The 14,784-nt window shown below is 36.6% G+C and carries 19 protein-coding genes; 14 read left to right on the top strand and 5 right to left on the bottom strand.

What is annotated here, in order from left to right:
* The gene (locus EPI11_RS04660) at positions 1 to 684 is read right to left on the bottom strand and encodes a YceI family protein (protein ID WP_128388786.1); all 684 of its coding nucleotides are present in this window, start codon (positions 682 to 684) and stop codon (positions 1 to 3) included.
* A gap of 122 nt (positions 685 to 806) precedes the next feature.
* Between EPI11_RS04660 and EPI11_RS04665 the strand changes: the two genes are divergently transcribed.
* The 13 genes from EPI11_RS04665 (at position 807) to EPI11_RS04725 (ending at position 11,647) form a co-directional block, all read left to right on the top strand.
* Positions 807 to 1,391, top strand: a complete 585-nt coding sequence (locus EPI11_RS04665) for a nucleotide exchange factor GrpE (protein WP_128388787.1) — start codon at positions 807 to 809, stop codon at positions 1,389 to 1,391.
* 37 nt (positions 1,392 to 1,428) lie between these two features.
* Positions 1,429 to 2,556, top strand: a complete 1,128-nt coding sequence (dnaJ, locus tag EPI11_RS04670) for a molecular chaperone DnaJ (RefSeq protein ID WP_128388788.1) — start codon at positions 1,429 to 1,431, stop codon at positions 2,554 to 2,556.
* Between the two features lie 251 nt (positions 2,557 to 2,807).
* Positions 2,808 to 3,734, top strand: coding sequence for an ABC transporter ATP-binding protein (locus tag EPI11_RS04675; RefSeq protein WP_128388789.1), 927 nt, complete (start codon positions 2,808 to 2,810; stop codon positions 3,732 to 3,734).
* Positions 3,735 to 5,033 (top strand): ABC transporter permease, encoded by a 1,299-nt coding sequence (locus tag EPI11_RS04680; RefSeq protein WP_128388790.1) that lies wholly within the window; start codon positions 3,735 to 3,737, stop codon positions 5,031 to 5,033.
* Positions 5,034 to 5,137: 104 nt separating this feature from the next.
* Positions 5,138 to 6,301 carry a sigma-54-dependent transcriptional regulator gene (locus EPI11_RS04685; RefSeq protein WP_128388791.1) on the top strand — a complete coding sequence of 388 codons (1,164 nt, stop codon included), beginning with the start codon at positions 5,138 to 5,140 and terminating at the stop codon, positions 6,299 to 6,301.
* A 62-nt stretch (positions 6,302 to 6,363) separates the two neighbouring features.
* Entirely contained in the window at positions 6,364 to 7,020 is a 657-nt protein-coding gene (locus EPI11_RS04690) for a DEAD/DEAH box helicase (protein ID WP_128388905.1), read from the top strand.
* Positions 7,021 to 7,031: 11 nt separating this feature from the next.
* On the top strand, positions 7,032 to 7,250 hold the full coding sequence (locus tag EPI11_RS04695) for a putative signal transducing protein (protein ID WP_128388792.1): 219 nt from the start codon (positions 7,032 to 7,034) through the stop codon (positions 7,248 to 7,250).
* A 9-nt stretch (positions 7,251 to 7,259) separates the two neighbouring features.
* Positions 7,260 to 7,736 (top strand): hypothetical protein, encoded by a 477-nt coding sequence (locus EPI11_RS04700; RefSeq protein ID WP_128388793.1) that lies wholly within the window; start codon positions 7,260 to 7,262, stop codon positions 7,734 to 7,736.
* 55 nt (positions 7,737 to 7,791) lie between these two features.
* Positions 7,792 to 8,469, top strand: coding sequence for a hypothetical protein (locus EPI11_RS04705; RefSeq protein ID WP_128388794.1), 678 nt, complete (start codon positions 7,792 to 7,794; stop codon positions 8,467 to 8,469).
* A gap of 31 nt (positions 8,470 to 8,500) precedes the next feature.
* Positions 8,501 to 10,246 carry an ABC transporter ATP-binding protein gene (locus tag EPI11_RS04710; RefSeq protein WP_128388795.1) on the top strand — a complete coding sequence of 582 codons (1,746 nt, stop codon included), beginning with the start codon at positions 8,501 to 8,503 and terminating at the stop codon, positions 10,244 to 10,246.
* A 61-nt stretch (positions 10,247 to 10,307) separates the two neighbouring features.
* Positions 10,308 to 10,574, top strand: coding sequence for a hypothetical protein (locus EPI11_RS04715; RefSeq protein WP_128388796.1), 267 nt, complete (start codon positions 10,308 to 10,310; stop codon positions 10,572 to 10,574).
* Positions 10,575 to 10,633: 59 nt separating this feature from the next.
* The gene (locus tag EPI11_RS04720; RefSeq protein WP_128388797.1) at positions 10,634 to 11,158 is read left to right on the top strand and encodes a GNAT family N-acetyltransferase; all 525 of its coding nucleotides are present in this window, start codon (positions 10,634 to 10,636) and stop codon (positions 11,156 to 11,158) included.
* Between the two features lie 6 nt (positions 11,159 to 11,164).
* Positions 11,165 to 11,647, top strand: a complete 483-nt coding sequence (locus tag EPI11_RS04725) for a hypothetical protein (protein ID WP_128388798.1) — start codon at positions 11,165 to 11,167, stop codon at positions 11,645 to 11,647.
* Here the strand turns inward: EPI11_RS04725 and EPI11_RS04730 are convergent.
* From EPI11_RS04730 to EPI11_RS04740, 3 genes are read right to left on the bottom strand one after another with little or no spacing between them, the layout of a single operon-like run.
* On the bottom strand, positions 11,644 to 11,829 hold the full coding sequence (locus tag EPI11_RS04730) for a hypothetical protein (protein WP_128388799.1): 186 nt from the start codon (positions 11,827 to 11,829) through the stop codon (positions 11,644 to 11,646). The genes EPI11_RS04725 and EPI11_RS04730 overlap by 4 nt on opposite strands.
* A 38-nt stretch (positions 11,830 to 11,867) precedes the next feature.
* Positions 11,868 to 12,059 (bottom strand): hypothetical protein, encoded by a 192-nt coding sequence (locus EPI11_RS04735; protein WP_128388800.1) that lies wholly within the window; start codon positions 12,057 to 12,059, stop codon positions 11,868 to 11,870.
* A gap of 1 nt (position 12,060) precedes the next feature.
* Positions 12,061 to 12,288 (bottom strand): hypothetical protein, encoded by a 228-nt coding sequence (locus EPI11_RS04740; protein ID WP_128388801.1) that lies wholly within the window; start codon positions 12,286 to 12,288, stop codon positions 12,061 to 12,063.
* Between the two features lie 113 nt (positions 12,289 to 12,401).
* On the opposite strand from EPI11_RS04740, the gene EPI11_RS04745 reads away from it, so the two are divergent.
* A complete protein-coding gene (locus EPI11_RS04745) occupies positions 12,402 to 14,036 on the top strand; it encodes an ABC-F family ATP-binding cassette domain-containing protein (RefSeq protein ID WP_128388802.1) in 1,635 nt (544 codons plus the stop codon).
* A 346-nt stretch (positions 14,037 to 14,382) separates the two neighbouring features.
* On the opposite strand, the gene EPI11_RS04750 is transcribed toward EPI11_RS04745, so the two are convergent.
* A complete protein-coding gene (locus EPI11_RS04750; protein ID WP_128388803.1) occupies positions 14,383 to 14,736 on the bottom strand; it encodes an FEKKY domain-containing protein in 354 nt (117 codons plus the stop codon).
* Between the last annotated feature and the right edge of the window lie 48 nt (positions 14,737 to 14,784).

Genomic DNA, 14,784 nt, shown 5'->3' on the forward strand with positions numbered 1-14,784 from the left:
TTACTTTTGTTTCCTTTTTCCGGAAACACTTACTTTCAGCTCAATATCATCATCAATATATTGATCCCCCAAATTTTTTACAGGGCTTTTAGAATTAAAGTTTATATTCCACAATGTCCTGTTTATCTTAAAATTTTCGCTGTTAATTGTAACCAACGTATCATTAATATGTATGACAGCTGGGAATTTTATATTCTTCGTAATGTCCTTTAACGTCAGGTTGCCCTCAATCATTGTTTTATTTTTATCTGCCGTTATAGCAGTAATATCAAATTGCCCGGTAGGATATCTGTTGGTGTTAAAAAAATGATCGGCATTATCTTCTTTTCCCAGGCCTTTAAGGTGATTCTCCAAATTCATCTTGTCTTTACCTTCTTTAGGATCGGTTACAATTATACTGTTCATGTCTATAATAAACTTTCCTGTTTCCAGTGTGTCATTCTTTACAAAGAATTCACCCTTTGTAATGTTTATAGTGCCCGTGTGTGTGCCTGTAGGTTTAGATCCTAGCCAATTTATGACAGATGCTGTAGTATCTACGGTATATTTTCTGGAAGTATTGGTTACCGGTTTTAAGGCTTCGGCTTCGGTAGTCTCGGCATTGATAGCAGTATTGTCTTTTTTACAGGAAATTATACTTGTTAAACCAATGCCTAACAAGAGCAGGAACAAGTGATTTTTCATTGCTGTAGAGTTTAGAATTAAGACATCAGTCACTAAATTACTAAAAATAGCAGTGACAATTTGACATTTTTTAAGTTTTGGCAATACTTTTGCACATCGCTAAAGCGACTATACACAAAATAATGTTTAAGAAAATATTTAAGAATATGACCCAGGAGAATTCTGAAAACGTGGAAAAAGACTTAACAAAGGACGAATTAGTTAATGAGACAGAGGCTGCAACCGAATCGGAAGGGATAGCATCTGCCGAAGAACTTTCGCCTGAAGAACAACTTGGTGAAGAACTTGCCAAAGAAAAAGATAAGTTTTTACGCCTGTTTGCTGAATTTGAAAACTATAAAAGAAGAACATCTAAAGAAAGAATGGATCTTTTTAAAACAGCAAACCAGGAAGTACTATTGGCTTTACTGCCGGTATTAGATGATTTTGACAGAGCAATGATCCAGATTTCAAAATCTGAAGATGAGCTTATGCTTAAAGGTGTGGAGCTTATTCACAATAAACTTAAAGATACTTTAGTCACTAAAGGACTTGAAGTAGTAGATGTTAAGACAGGAGATGCATTTGATGCAGATTTTGCCGAAGCAATTACCCAAATTCCTGCACCTACACCAAACCTTAAAGGTAAAATTGTAGATGTGTTAGAGAAAGGTTATAAACTGGGCGACAAAATAATCCGTTTCCCTAAAGTTGTTATAGGGAATTAATATAAAATTGTAGCAATACGGTTTAAAACGTGGAGAGATGAAAAAAGATTTTTATGAAATATTAGGGATTGACAAAGGTGCTACGCCAGAGCAGATTAAAAAGGCGTATCGTAAAAAAGCCATTGAATACCATCCTGACAAAAATCCGGGAGACAAACAAGCTGAAGAAAATTTTAAAACAGCAGCCGAAGCTTATGAAGTATTAAGCGACCCAAATAAAAAAGCGCGCTATGATCAATATGGATCGGCAGCTTTTGATGGTAATGGCGGCGGCGGTTTTAACGGCGGCGGTATGAACATGGATGATATTTTCAGCCAGTTTGGTGATATATTCGGAAGCGCATTTGGCGGCGGAGGCGGCTTTGGTGGTTTTGGCGGCGGAGGCGGCCAACGCAGAATGAAGGGAAGTAACCTTCGTATCAAAGTAAAAATGACGCTTGAAGAAGTGGCTAACGGCGTAGAGAAAAAAGTAAAAGTAAAAAGAAAAGTACAGGCTAAAGGAGTTACGTTCAAAACCTGCCCAACCTGTAATGGTGCAGGGCAAGTAATGAAGGTGACCAATACCATCCTTGGCAGGATGCAAACGGCAGCTACATGTCATACCTGTGGCGGTACCGGACAAATTATAGAGTCTAAACCTACACATGCTGATGCTCAGGGTATGGTAATGGAAGACGAAACGGTATCAATCAAAATACCTGCGGGTGTTGTAGATGGTATGCAGTTAAAAGTAACCGGTAAGGGTAATGATGCTCCGGGAAACAACAGTATTCCGGGTGACCTTATTGTAGCGATCGAAGAGATTGAGCATGAAACGCTTAAACGTGAAGGTGAAAACTTACACTTAGATCTGTATATAAGTTTCCCTGAAGCGGCACTTGGTACGTCTAAAGATATTGATACTGTAAACGGAAAAGTAAGGATAAAACTTGAAGAAGGTATTCAGTCCGGTAAAATATTAAGACTTAAAGGTAAGGGTATACCTAGTGTGAACTCTTATGGAACAGGTGACCTTCTTGTGCATGTAAATGTTTGGACACCAAAGACTTTAAATAAAGAGCAGCGTCAGTTTTTTGAGAAATCATTAGCAGATGAAAACTTTATTCCGCACCCTGAAAAGTCGGATAAATCTTTTTTTGAAAAAGTTAAGGATATGTTTTCATAACTTAATAAAGTTTTATATATTTGGAATTCACTAATTTATTAGTGAATTTTCTTTTTCATAGCAATTTTTCCCATCCTTATGCAAATAAGGGTGGGTTTTTTGTTTTCAGCAAGATTGGAATGTTCTTTTATCTCCTTATTTTTAAAAGATATATAGCTTTTCAGGCTCTTTTAAATTCGTTTATAATAAGTAACGATTTTTATTAATCTACGTCATATAATCTTTATTTTTACAATCACAATCAAAACCGAATGAAACCAATTTTAGAAGTAAAGAACGTTGTTAAGCAATACGGTGATTATACGGCTCTTAACAATGTTTCACTACAGGTGCCTAAAGGCAGTATATATGGACTTTTAGGGCCTAACGGAGCAGGAAAAACCTCTCTTATCCGAATTATCAACCAGATTACCATGCCCGATAGCGGCGAAGTTTTACTGGACGGAGAAAAACTCAACTCAAAACATATTGCCCAGATTGGCTACATGCCCGAAGAAAGAGGACTGTATAAATCTATGAAAGTAGGGGAGCAGGCACTTTACCTGGCACAGCTTAAAGGGCTTTCTAAAAAAGAGGCTAAAGATCAGCTGGATTACTGGTTTGAAAAACTGGAAATAAAAGGCTGGTGGAATAAAAAAATACAAGAGCTTTCTAAAGGTATGGCTCAAAAAATACAGTTTGTGGTAACGGTATTGCACCAGCCTAAACTACTTATTTTTGATGAACCATTTAGCGGATTTGATCCTGTAAATGCTAACCTGATAAAAGACGAGATCCTTGGTCTTCGTGATAAAGGAGCAACTATTATTTTCTCGACCCACAGAATGGAAAGTGTAGAAGAACTTTGTGATGATATCGCATTGATCCATCAATCCAATAAACTTATCGAGGGAAAACTACACGATGTAAAAAAACAATACCGTACCAATACTTTTGAGGTGGGTATTGCCACAGATAATCAGGCACAGCTACTATCTGATATTAATGGCAGGTATAAAACACTTCCTGCAAACTTTAAAACACTGGATGAAGAGCTTAAATTACAAGTAAGTCTGCCGGATGGGACAACATCTAAGGAGTTGCTAAACTACCTGTTGCAAAAAGGAGACGTGACCTATTTTGTAGAGAAAATACCTAGCGTAAACGATATTTTTATTCAAACTGTAAGCAAAAGATAAATGAGCCTTTCCTTAATCATAAAAAGAGAGTTTACTGCCAAAGTGCGCAATAAATCTTTCATTGTAATGACCTTTTTAAGTCCGTTGCTCTTGGTAGCAATGGCTGTTTTAATAGGCTATCTCGCCAGCCTTAATGGCAGCGAAAAAGTGCAGGTTGGAATATACGACCAGGCCGGCGTTTTAAAAGGAGACTTTAAAAGTACTGAAAAGACCGAGTATGTGGATCTTTCAGCAATGTCATTGGTCAAAGCCAAAGAAAAAGCATCTCAGGATTTCGAAGGTCTGATATATGTGCCTAAAGTAGATAGCCTGAGCCAGCTTACATCAAAAGTAGAATACCTTTCTAACGATTCGCCTAATCTTGATTTTGTTGCAGGTATTGAAGATGTAGTAAACAACAAGCTTACCAAGAACAATTTAAAACAGCTGGGTTTTGATTATGATAAGATAGAAAAAGCTAAAACTGATTCTACTATTCATTTGAGTAAATTCTCTGGAGAAGAAACCTTTAAAGAAGCGAGTATTATTAAGATCGTTATTGGTGGTTTGTCAGGGTATCTGATCATGATGTTTGTTATCATCTATGGTAATATGGTAATGCGAAGCGTTATCGAAGAAAAAACCAATCGTATTATTGAGATCATTATTTCATCGGTTAAGCCTTTCCAACTTATGATGGGTAAGATCATTGGTACTTCGCTGGCAGGAATACTTCAGTTTCTTATCTGGTCGATAATAGGGCTTGGATTGTTCTTTGTGCTAAGTACATTCTTTAATGTACAAATGGGAGGTGCAGCTGCTGCACGACCGGAGGTTGCTCAGGCATCTCAAGAGGCAATGCAGGGAATCCAGATCTATATAAGTGAATTATGGAAACTTCCGTTACTAACAATTTTTATATCTTTTCTCGTTTACTTTATAGGAGGATACTTTTTATACAGTTCATTATATGCAGCAATTGGTGCTGCTGTTGATAGTGAAACCGATTCACAGCAATTCTTACTGCCTATTATAATGCCGTTAATGCTGGGTGTTTATGTAGGATTCTTTAGCGTGATCAGTGATCCGCATGGTACGGTAGCTGTTGTTTTCTCTATGATACCACTTACATCGCCAATAGTAATGCTGATGCGTATACCATTTGGTGTGCCGTTGTGGCAGATAATAGTATCAGTAGTTTTACTATTTGCTACCTTCTTTTTTGTAGTGTGGTTTGCAGCAAAAATTTACCGAATAGGTATTTTAATGTATGGCAAGAAACCTACATATAAAGAGATTTTTAAGTGGCTTAAGTATTAAAAAATCCAAGGCAGGGATGCCGGAAGTTTGACTTCTAAGATTCAAAGATTGAAGATTCTAAAAATCAAGCTGCCCTGATGTAGCTCAATAATCTAAAAATAAAGATGCCAAAAATATTAGTTATAGAAGACGAAGCAGCCATCAGAAGGGTGTTAGGAAAAATCCTTTCGGAGGAAAACGATACCTACAAAGTTGATGAAGCCGAAGATGGTGCTCAGGGTTTGGAGAAGATTAAAAATGAAGATTATGACCTTGTGCTTTGTGATATAAAAATGCCAAAAATGGATGGTGTTGAAGTGCTTGAAGCTGTAAAAAAGATAAAGCCGGAGATTCCGTTTGTAATGATATCCGGTCACGGCGATCTTGAAACAGCTATAAACACAATGCGTCTTGGTGCTTTTGATTATATATCTAAGCCACCTGATCTAAACCGTTTGCTTAATACAGTACGTAACGCACTGGATCGTAAAGTACTTGTGGTTGAAAACAAGATGCTGAAGAAAAAAGTAAGCAAGAACTATGAAATGGTGGGGGCAAGCGATCCTATTAATCATATAAAAGAGATTATAGAAAAAGTAGCTCCAACAGATGCCCGTGTGCTTATAACCGGACCCAACGGAACAGGTAAGGAGCTTGTAGCGCACTGGCTGCATGAAAAGAGTGAGCGTGCCAATGCCCCTTTTGTTGAGGTAAATTGTGCTGCTATTCCGTCTGAACTAATCGAAAGTGAATTATTTGGTCACGTAAAAGGAGCGTTTACATCGGCAGTAAAAGACAGGGCAGGTAAGTTTGAAACCGCTGATAAAGGGACTATTTTTCTTGATGAGATAGGCGATATGAGCCTTCCGGCACAGGCAAAAGTACTGCGTGCATTACAGGAAAGTATGATAACCCGTGTTGGTGCAGAGAAAGATATTAAAGTAGATGTACGCGTTGTAGCAGCTACAAATAAAGACCTGAAAGTAGAAATTGCCGAAGGACGTTTTCGTGAAGACCTTTATCACCGTCTTGCTGTAATACTTATAAAAGTGCCGGCATTGAATGACAGAAGGGACGATATACCTCTATTGATAGAATATTTTGCTGAAAAAATAGCCTCTGAGCAGGGTAGTGCACCTAAGAAATTCTCTACCGATGCGATCAATTTATTAAAGGAATATGACTGGACTGGTAACATCCGTGAACTACGTAATGTAGTAGAACGTCTTATCATTCTTGGCGGTACAGAAATTTCAGAGAGCGATGTAAGGCTCTTCGCGAGTAAATAGTAGTATATTTGCAAAAATTATGCGGTGCAGGAAACCACAATAATTGGCAACAAACAAAAGATATGCGTTTAAAGAAAATAAATGAAAATTTGTCGCTGGCTTTACAAGAAGCAGAACTGACAGAACCTACACAATTACAAAAAGAAACTTTTGGAACCATAAAAAGCGGTGCAGACTGTGTTATTATTGCTCCAACTGAACTTGGTAAAACCACAACAATTGTTATAAACGTTATACAGCGTTTGGATAAAGCGTTTATGGAATCGCCAAGAGCACTTATCGTAGTACAGGATAAAGTTAAGGTATTAGAAATGCAGGAGCTTTTTAAAAGGTATGGTAATCATACTGACTTAAGAGTATATGGTGTTTACGACCAGGGCGATATCGACTGGGATAAAAACCAGATATCTTTAGGGATCGATGTCATTGTGGGTACACCTACACGTCTTAGTGAAATGTTTGCTACGGCAGGATTTGATGTAAACCAGTTAAAAATGTTTATTCTTGATGATGCCGATATTATACTGCGTCTTAGACATGAAACCAGAATTGCACATATCTCTGACAGTATCGCTAAAACGCAGCGTTTATTCTTTACAGAAGAATTTACAGAACGCGTAGATGTATTGTCTGAGCGATTGATGATAGAGCCTTTCATTTTTGCATTTGATGAAGATGAGGACGACGAGGAAGAGGAAGAAGACGAAACAAACGACTAAAATAAAAAGTTATGGGATTAATGAAGATATTTTCGGGGAGTGAAATTTTAGCTCAGGCATTACAATCAAAAATTGAAGAAGTAGGTGTAGAAACAGTCGTGAAAAATAATATTCAGGCGGCACGTATGTCTGGTTTTGGTGGTTTGGGTCAGGCAGTAGAAGTATTTATCTACGAAAGAGATTTTGGTAAAGTACATCAGGTGATCGAAGATTTTAAAATGGGCGGATAATTTGAGATAATGCATTCGTTTATAACTTTTATTCCAATAAAGAAGCGTTTCCCTTTGACAGACTTCTTGTTAATCTCTTTTTTTACAAAGAAACCGCAAAGAACTATTACTGGGGGAATTGTATTCGAAAAAGAGAAAATCACAGTTAATAGTATTGAATACCTGCTTGATGATCTTAGTAAAATAACATTTACAGATTGCGGTAATCATTTTAGGCAAGGAGATGGTTATTTTAATAAGAACTCAGGTGTTGAGCCTAATTCTAAAGATAATCTACTATCATTAGAATTGAATAATAAAGAAACCTTAAGGGTTTATTTTCAACTGAATAATCGTTATCATATACGAAATATACAAGATGAGCTTATTCATTACCATAATGAGGGCAAGCTTCATTTTTTGAATCTTATTGATGTTTTAGGTATTGAAGATTATAATGCCATCCAGCATTTTAAGCAACAATTGCCAAACAAAGGAAAATATTAAAAGCTACTGATACAGTAGCTTTTCTTTTTTATATTAGCATAAAATTCTTTTATGTATGGACGATGTGCCGTTGTTTACAGCTATTTTGTTTACCTGTACAGTCCTACTTACTTGTTTTATTTTTTATAGGGCAGCAAATACATCCAAAACTTTTTTTGCTGTAAGTGGTGTTTGGCTTTTACTTCAGGGGTTTATAGCGCTTACGGGATTTTATACTAATACTCAAACAATTCCTCCAAGGTTTGTATTACTGATAGGTGTTCCACTATTATTCATTCTTTTATTATTTGTTACAAAAAATGGGAGGCAGTATATTGATAACCTTGAGCCTAAATATCTGACCCTTTTACATGTGGTAAGGGTTCCTGTTGAAATAGTTTTGTACTTATTGTTTTTATATAAAAAAGTACCTGTTACTATGACTTTTGAAGGAAGTAATTTTGATATTCTTTCAGGAATATCGGCACCGTTTATTTTTTATTTCGGGTATAAAAAGAAAATCTTAGGTAAAACTATTTTATTGTTATGGAATTTTATCTGTATTGGTTTGCTATTAAATGTAGTGATAACGGCAGTATTATCGGCGCCATTTGAATTTCAGCAATTCGCTTTCGATCAACCTAATGTTGCGGTACTGTATTTTCCTTATATATGGCTTCCTTGCTGTGTTGTTCCTCTTGTGATGTTCTCTCATCTCGCAACGATTAGGCAATTACTGGTAAATAAAGCGTAAATTTATTTCTAATTAATCCAAAGCCGCTCTTATGGACTTATTTTGGAAATATCTTAAACCGTACTCCTGGTGGATCGCCTTGGTTTTATTTTTGGCAGGAATAGCACAGATACTATCACTTTATGACCCTATTATTTTTGGAAAGATTATAGATGATTATGCTCTGAATCCTAACGGGAATGATAACAACACACGTATAAATGGCGTTGTAAAACTATTAATCATCGCAGTAGTTATAGCCTTGGCAGCACGATTATTTATGTCCTTTAAAGATTATGTGCTGCGAATGATCGTTCAGAAATTTGGCATGCAGATCTTTAATGACGGATTGAGACAGACACTGCGCTTACCCTATCAGGAATTTGAAGACCAGAGCAGCGGAGAGATTTTATCCATACTTCAAAAAGTACGTATGGATACCGAGAAGTTCATTTCGGCATTTATCAATATTTTATTTTCTTCGGCAGTTGGCGTTGGATTCCTTATGTGGTATGCTGTTACCAAACACTGGGCATTGATTCCGATATTTCTTATTGGTGTGGTTGTTTTGGGTGGGCTGACCAGTATTTTAAGCCGTTCCATAAAAACATTACAACGATCATTAATTCGGCAAAACCGCCAAATGAGTGGCACGATTACCGAGAGTCTCAGAAATATTGAACTGGTAAAAAGCCTAGGATTAACCTATCCGGAAATTCGGCGGCTAAAAGTCCATACGCAGGAAATATATGATCTTGAAATGGCTAAGGTAAAGAAGATGCGTACCCTTACATTTATTCAGGGAAGCATATTGATATTACTAAGGCAGTCGATACTGTTTATCTTATTATGGCTTATTTTTAGGAATGTACTGTCTACAGGAGAACTAATCTCGATGCAGTTTATATCGTCGGGTATTATTGCTCCGCTTCAGGATTTAGGAAGTATTATCCTTTCATATCGGGAAGCCGAAACGGCATTGTCTTTATTCAATGACCTCATGCAAAAAAAACCGGAGTACAGCCCGGAAGATCCTGTAGACGTAGGGCCCATAGGTCAGCTGCATTTTAATAATGTTGTTTTTAGACATAAAAATGCAGCACACAACGCCATTCAAAACATAACGTTTAAAGCAGAACTTGGGGATACGATTGCCTTTGTTGGTCCGTCCGGTTCTGGGAAATCAACACTGGTAAAGCTATTGGTAGGGTTGTACCGTCCGGTAGAAGGTGATATCCTGTATGATGATATTTCTATAAAAGACCTGCGCTATAACAGAATACGCAGGCAGTTGGGGTTTGTAACCCAGGATACGCAATTATTTTTCGGAACCATTCGAGAGAACCTGTTGTTTGTAAAGCCGGATGCTACTGAGGAGGAATTGCTCGAAGCCATGAAAAAAGCATCGGCAATGGGGATTATAGATAATGCAGAGAAAGGACTGGATACGATATTAGGCGAAGGCGGTAAGAAGCTTTCGGGAGGAGAAAAGCAGCGTTTGTCTATTGCCAGAGCGCTATTGCGTAAACCCCGCCTACTCATTTTTGATGAGGCAACTTCTGCTCTGGATTCTCTTACCGAGTTACAGATAACTGAAACGGTAAAAGAAATATCGGAAGATAAACAACAGATAACTATTCTTATTGCGCATAGACTATCGACCATTATGCATGCCGATACTATCTTTGTGTTGGAACGCGGCGCGATAACCGAACAGGGTACCCACGATGAACTGGTTGATAAAAAAGGATTATATTTTGCAATGTGGCGCCAACAGATTGGTGAACGTAAGTATTAGGTTTATATATTTGTGTTTAAAAAGAGTGAGATAAATTTAACACCCATAATAAATTAGATAGATGAAACCAGAAAATTTAGCAGGATTAAGCGATCAGGAACTTTTACAGAAAATAAACAAAATAAGATCCAATAGAATAATTGATGCTGTAATTATTGGATTTACTATTGGGGTTGTAATTTATAGTGCAGTAAAAAATGGTTTTGGATTTTTCACTTTTTTTCCTTTATTATTGACGTATATCATAGCTAGAAATTCGAAAAATAATAAGATCTTAGAAAAAGAAATCCAAAAAGAATTGAACTCAAGGAATTTAGAACAACTCTAGGTGATCTATGATATTGAACTTTCAAAATTTATATATATTTGTATTTAAACACTTACATTATGTCTAAATCAATAGAAACCGAACGCCTTTATTTCCGCGAACTCGAACCAACAGATGATGCAGGGATGTTTGAACTGGATTCTAATCCCGAAGTGCATACTTATCTTGGTAAGAATCCTGTAAAAACGATTGATGAAAGCCGTGCTGCAATTGCTTTCATCAGGGAACAGTATCATACTAACGGTATTGGACGATGGGCAGCATTGCTTAAAGATACAGGAGAATTTATTGGTTGGGCCGGACTAAAGTTGGAACGCAATGTAAATGGTCATGATTCACATTATGATCTAGGTTATCGTTTTATCCAAAAGCACTGGGGTAAAGGCTATGCAAGTGAAGCCGCCGCCGCCTTTGTAGACTATGGTTTTTATGTAATGAAACTGGAAAAGATAAATGCAACCGCCGATCCTTCTAATGCTGCATCCAGAAAGGTATTGGAAAGAGTGGGATTAAAATTTATTGAAATTTTTGATCATGAAGGAGAGGAAGAGGTTTGGTATGAAATGGTAAACCCAAACAAATAAAGCTATATGAAAAAAAGAGTTCTTACATTTTTATGTATAGTTTTTTTACTGACAGCCTGCAATCAATCTAAAAAGGAAGAATACAAAAGTGGGGCTTCGGTAAAAGAAATTACAATTGACGGACTCAAAAATGAGCTTATAAAACTTAAAGAAGGGAAAAGCGGATTTGATGTTACAGGAATAACATCAAACGGTACAGACTGCATTTATTTTATAAACAACGGCGATACTTTTACTATTGAATTTGAAGCTATGACTGCCGATCAGGTTCCGTTTTTAAAGAAGCTAAAAGCTTTTGCTGCTACGAATGGTTTTAAAACCTTGAAAACTGCATCTAAGAAAAAACCTTTGTATGAAACAGATGAGTTTGCTCCTGTTATTTGTATTCTGACTAATACATCACTTGACGAAACAGTTGTTATAGCAGAGAAAATTCAAACCCAGGTTTTTGGTAATAGTAAGAGCACAACTTATGATGTAGTTCCTTAATTAGTATGTTTTCTGCCTTTTAACAGGTAACCTATAATTAAGCCAACAATAATCCATAACGGGATACCCAGCAGTATTTTAGATATGGTAAATTTTTCGTGATCAATAAGTGGGAAAATAATCATAGTGATGATGTACAGGATACCCGCCCAAACTAAACCTGATCTAATCCATCTTTTCATTTTGTATCGTTTTAATCCAGTGTTTCATTATTATCAGGCTAGACTTGTTTTTTAGGTTCTTTCTTGCGGGATACATAGCCAAATATTAATCCAAAAATAATCCATATCGGAATGGCGATAAGAAGTTTTGGAAGGATTAATTTTTCGTTATCCCATAATGGCAATGCTACATTCATGATAAAACACATGAATAAACCCCATATAAGTCCAAATTTCACCCAGCTTTTCATATTATCCGTCAATTTGTTTTTTAGGTTCTTTTTTTCGTTTCGACTCTATATATGCTAAAAAAACCCCGGCTATGATGAAAACGATACTGAAAAATATCATTTTTCCTAACGTTTGTTTTTCAGGAATTTCGTCAAATCCTAACCATACCATTATGTAGGGAGAAAGGAATTGAGTAACCACTATCATGAAGACAGCCCAGATCAATCCGGATTTTATCCAACTTTTCATTGCTCGAAATAATTATCTATATCAAAGATAACCAATATTTTTAAGCTATACAAAGCAAACCTAATTGTGCAATAGGCTAATTATCCTATCTTTGCGGCTTCAAAAAAAGACCCATGATCAGTATAGATGCGCTTTCGGTACAATTTGGCGGTACCACATTATTTAGTGATGTTTCGTTTTCTATTAATGAAACCGATAAAATAGCCCTTATGGGTAAAAATGGTGCAGGAAAATCGACTTTACTTAAAATCGTAGCAGGAGAAAATAAACCTTCTTCAGGAACTATTTCGTCCCCAAAAGGTACTGTTATAGCTTACCTGCCACAGCATTTGCTTACGCAGGATGATGCTACAGTTATGGAAGAAACGTCTAAAGCATTTGCTGGAGTTTTTAAAATGAAGGCAGAGATCGATGCACTTAATGAAGAGCTTACCGTGCGTACCGATTATGAATCGGATGAGTACTATAAGATTATCGAAAAGGTATCTGAGCTTAGTGAAAAATTCTATTCTATAGAAGAAGTTAATTATGAAGCTGAAGTAGAAAAAGTACTTGTAGGTATGGGCTTTAGCCGTGATGATTTTAACCGTCCAACGTCTGAATTCAGTGGAGGATGGAGAATGCGTATTGAGCTGGCTAAGATATTATTGCAAAAACCTGACCTGATATTACTGGATGAGCCTACCAACCACATGGATATTGAAAGTATTCAGTGGCTGGAAGATTTCCTTATTAACAGTGCTAAAGCGGTTATGGTAATATCGCACGATAGGGCCTTTGTAGACAATATTACAACACGTACCATAGAAGTGACTATGGGTAGGATATACGATTACAAAGCAAAATACTCACATTATTTAGAGTTGCGTAAAGACCGTCGTGTACATCAGCAGAAAGCATACGATGAGCAACAAAAAATGATTGCCGAAAACCAAGAGTTTATCGATCGTTTTAAAGGAACGTATTCTAAAACGCTACAGGTACAGTCGCGTGTTAAGATGCTTGAAAAATTGACAATTGTAGAGGTAGACGAAATAGATACTTCGGCATTGAAACTTAAGTTCCCTGCAGCGCCACGTTCTGGGCAATATCCTGTAGTAGTTAACGAACTTTCTAAAGCATATGGTGATCACGTTGTATTTAAAGATGCATCGATGGTTATTGAGCGTGGTCAGAAACTTGCTTTTGTGGGTAAAAACGGTGAAGGTAAGTCGACTATGATTAAAGCCATTATGGGCGAAATTAACTTTGAAGGTACAATGGAATTGGGTCATAATATTCAGATTGGATATTTTGCACAAAACCAGGCCGCAATGCTGGATGAGAACCTAACGGTTTTTGAAACGATAGATCAGATTGCGGTTGGTGAAATACGTACACAGATAAAGAACCTACTGGGAGCTTTCATGTTTAGTGGTGATGATACTACTAAGAAAGTAAAAGTACTTTCGGGAGGAGAGAAGACTCGTCTTGCGATGATAAAATTATTGCTTGAACCGGTTAACGTTCTTATTCTGGATGAGCCTACCAACCACCTTGATATGAAAACCAAAGACATTATAAAAGATGCGCTTAAGGCTTTTGACGGTACCATTATATTGGTATCTCACGACAGGGATTTCCTTGACGGATTAGTAACTAAAGTATTTGAGTTTGGCAACAAACGCGTTAAAGAACACTTTGAAGATATTAAAGGTTTCCTTGAATACAAGAAAATTGAGAACCTTAGAGAGATTGAGAGAAAGTAATTGATTTACGATTTGTCATCCTGAGCCTGTCTAAGGATTATTATAAAATTACCAGCCGCATTTCGACAAGCTCAATGTGACTGGTAATTTTATTTTAGGAGTCTTATTAAAGGATATATGATAAAAAAAAACACCTAATACATTTCGGTAAACTCAATGTGGCTGGTGTTTTTTATATTTCTTGGATTTGTCACCCTGAGCCTGTCGAAGGGTTATTATAATAAAAATACCAGTCGCATTTCGACAAGCTCAATGTGACTGGTAATTTTATTTTAGGAGTCTTATTAAAGGATATATGATGAAAACACCTAATACATTTCGACAAGCTCAATGTGGCTGGTGTTTTTTATTTCTTAGTTTTCCATTCTTTCGATCCTAAAATATTCTTGCGGACATCCTTTTCCCACTTTGTACCGAATTTCTTTTTGAGGTACTGTAATACAAGTAGATTATACTCCCTGTAATAATCAATATTTTCTGGTATAACACACCCGAAATCATGGTATTTTACATTGTATTTTTCCAGAAATCCTTTATCTGCAGGAGTGGCACTTGAAACTATTCCGCTTAAAACATATAGTGTTACCGTTCCGTTTTTAATATCAGCTTGAAGCTTGTTTTGTGGGGTTATGTTTTTTTCCTGTGCATATGAGCTAATACTCAATACAAGCACAAATAGAAAGGACATGATTGTTTTCATAGTTTTTAAAATTTGGCCTGCCGGAGTTTATACCCAACAGGCCGTTCA

This window comes from Flavobacterium cerinum, assembly GCF_004028155.1.
In the GTDB taxonomy this organism is placed as follows: domain Bacteria; phylum Bacteroidota; class Bacteroidia; order Flavobacteriales; family Flavobacteriaceae; genus Flavobacterium; species Flavobacterium cerinum.

Excerpts from the sequence above, each read along its gene's own strand:
- EPI11_RS04660 (WP_128388786.1), bottom strand. The coding sequence starts at position 684 with ATGAAAAATCACTTGTTCCTGCTCTTGTTAGGCATTGGTTTAACAAGT.
- EPI11_RS04665 (WP_128388787.1), top strand. The coding sequence starts at position 807 with ATGTTTAAGAAAATATTTAAGAATATGACCCAGGAGAATTCTGAAAAC.
- dnaJ (WP_128388788.1), top strand. The coding sequence starts at position 1,429 with ATGAAAAAAGATTTTTATGAAATATTAGGGATTGACAAAGGTGCTACG.
- EPI11_RS04675 (WP_128388789.1), top strand. The coding sequence starts at position 2,808 with ATGAAACCAATTTTAGAAGTAAAGAACGTTGTTAAGCAATACGGTGAT.
- EPI11_RS04680 (WP_128388790.1), top strand. The coding sequence starts at position 3,735 with ATGAGCCTTTCCTTAATCATAAAAAGAGAGTTTACTGCCAAAGTGCGC.
- EPI11_RS04685 (WP_128388791.1), top strand. The coding sequence starts at position 5,138 with ATGCCAAAAATATTAGTTATAGAAGACGAAGCAGCCATCAGAAGGGTG.
- EPI11_RS04690 (WP_128388905.1), top strand. The coding sequence starts at position 6,364 with ATGCGTTTAAAGAAAATAAATGAAAATTTGTCGCTGGCTTTACAAGAA.
- EPI11_RS04695 (WP_128388792.1), top strand. The coding sequence starts at position 7,032 with ATGGGATTAATGAAGATATTTTCGGGGAGTGAAATTTTAGCTCAGGCA.
- EPI11_RS04700 (WP_128388793.1), top strand. The coding sequence starts at position 7,260 with ATGCATTCGTTTATAACTTTTATTCCAATAAAGAAGCGTTTCCCTTTG.
- EPI11_RS04705 (WP_128388794.1), top strand. The coding sequence starts at position 7,792 with ATGGACGATGTGCCGTTGTTTACAGCTATTTTGTTTACCTGTACAGTC.
- EPI11_RS04710 (WP_128388795.1), top strand. The coding sequence starts at position 8,501 with ATGGACTTATTTTGGAAATATCTTAAACCGTACTCCTGGTGGATCGCC.
- EPI11_RS04715 (WP_128388796.1), top strand. The coding sequence starts at position 10,308 with ATGAAACCAGAAAATTTAGCAGGATTAAGCGATCAGGAACTTTTACAG.
- EPI11_RS04720 (WP_128388797.1), top strand. The coding sequence starts at position 10,634 with ATGTCTAAATCAATAGAAACCGAACGCCTTTATTTCCGCGAACTCGAA.
- EPI11_RS04725 (WP_128388798.1), top strand. The coding sequence starts at position 11,165 with ATGAAAAAAAGAGTTCTTACATTTTTATGTATAGTTTTTTTACTGACA.
- EPI11_RS04730 (WP_128388799.1), bottom strand. The coding sequence starts at position 11,829 with ATGAAAAGATGGATTAGATCAGGTTTAGTTTGGGCGGGTATCCTGTAC.
- EPI11_RS04735 (WP_128388800.1), bottom strand. The coding sequence starts at position 12,059 with ATGAAAAGCTGGGTGAAATTTGGACTTATATGGGGTTTATTCATGTGT.
- EPI11_RS04740 (WP_128388801.1), bottom strand. The coding sequence starts at position 12,288 with ATGAAAAGTTGGATAAAATCCGGATTGATCTGGGCTGTCTTCATGATA.
- EPI11_RS04745 (WP_128388802.1), top strand. The coding sequence starts at position 12,402 with ATGATCAGTATAGATGCGCTTTCGGTACAATTTGGCGGTACCACATTA.
- EPI11_RS04750 (WP_128388803.1), bottom strand. The coding sequence starts at position 14,736 with ATGAAAACAATCATGTCCTTTCTATTTGTGCTTGTATTGAGTATTAGC.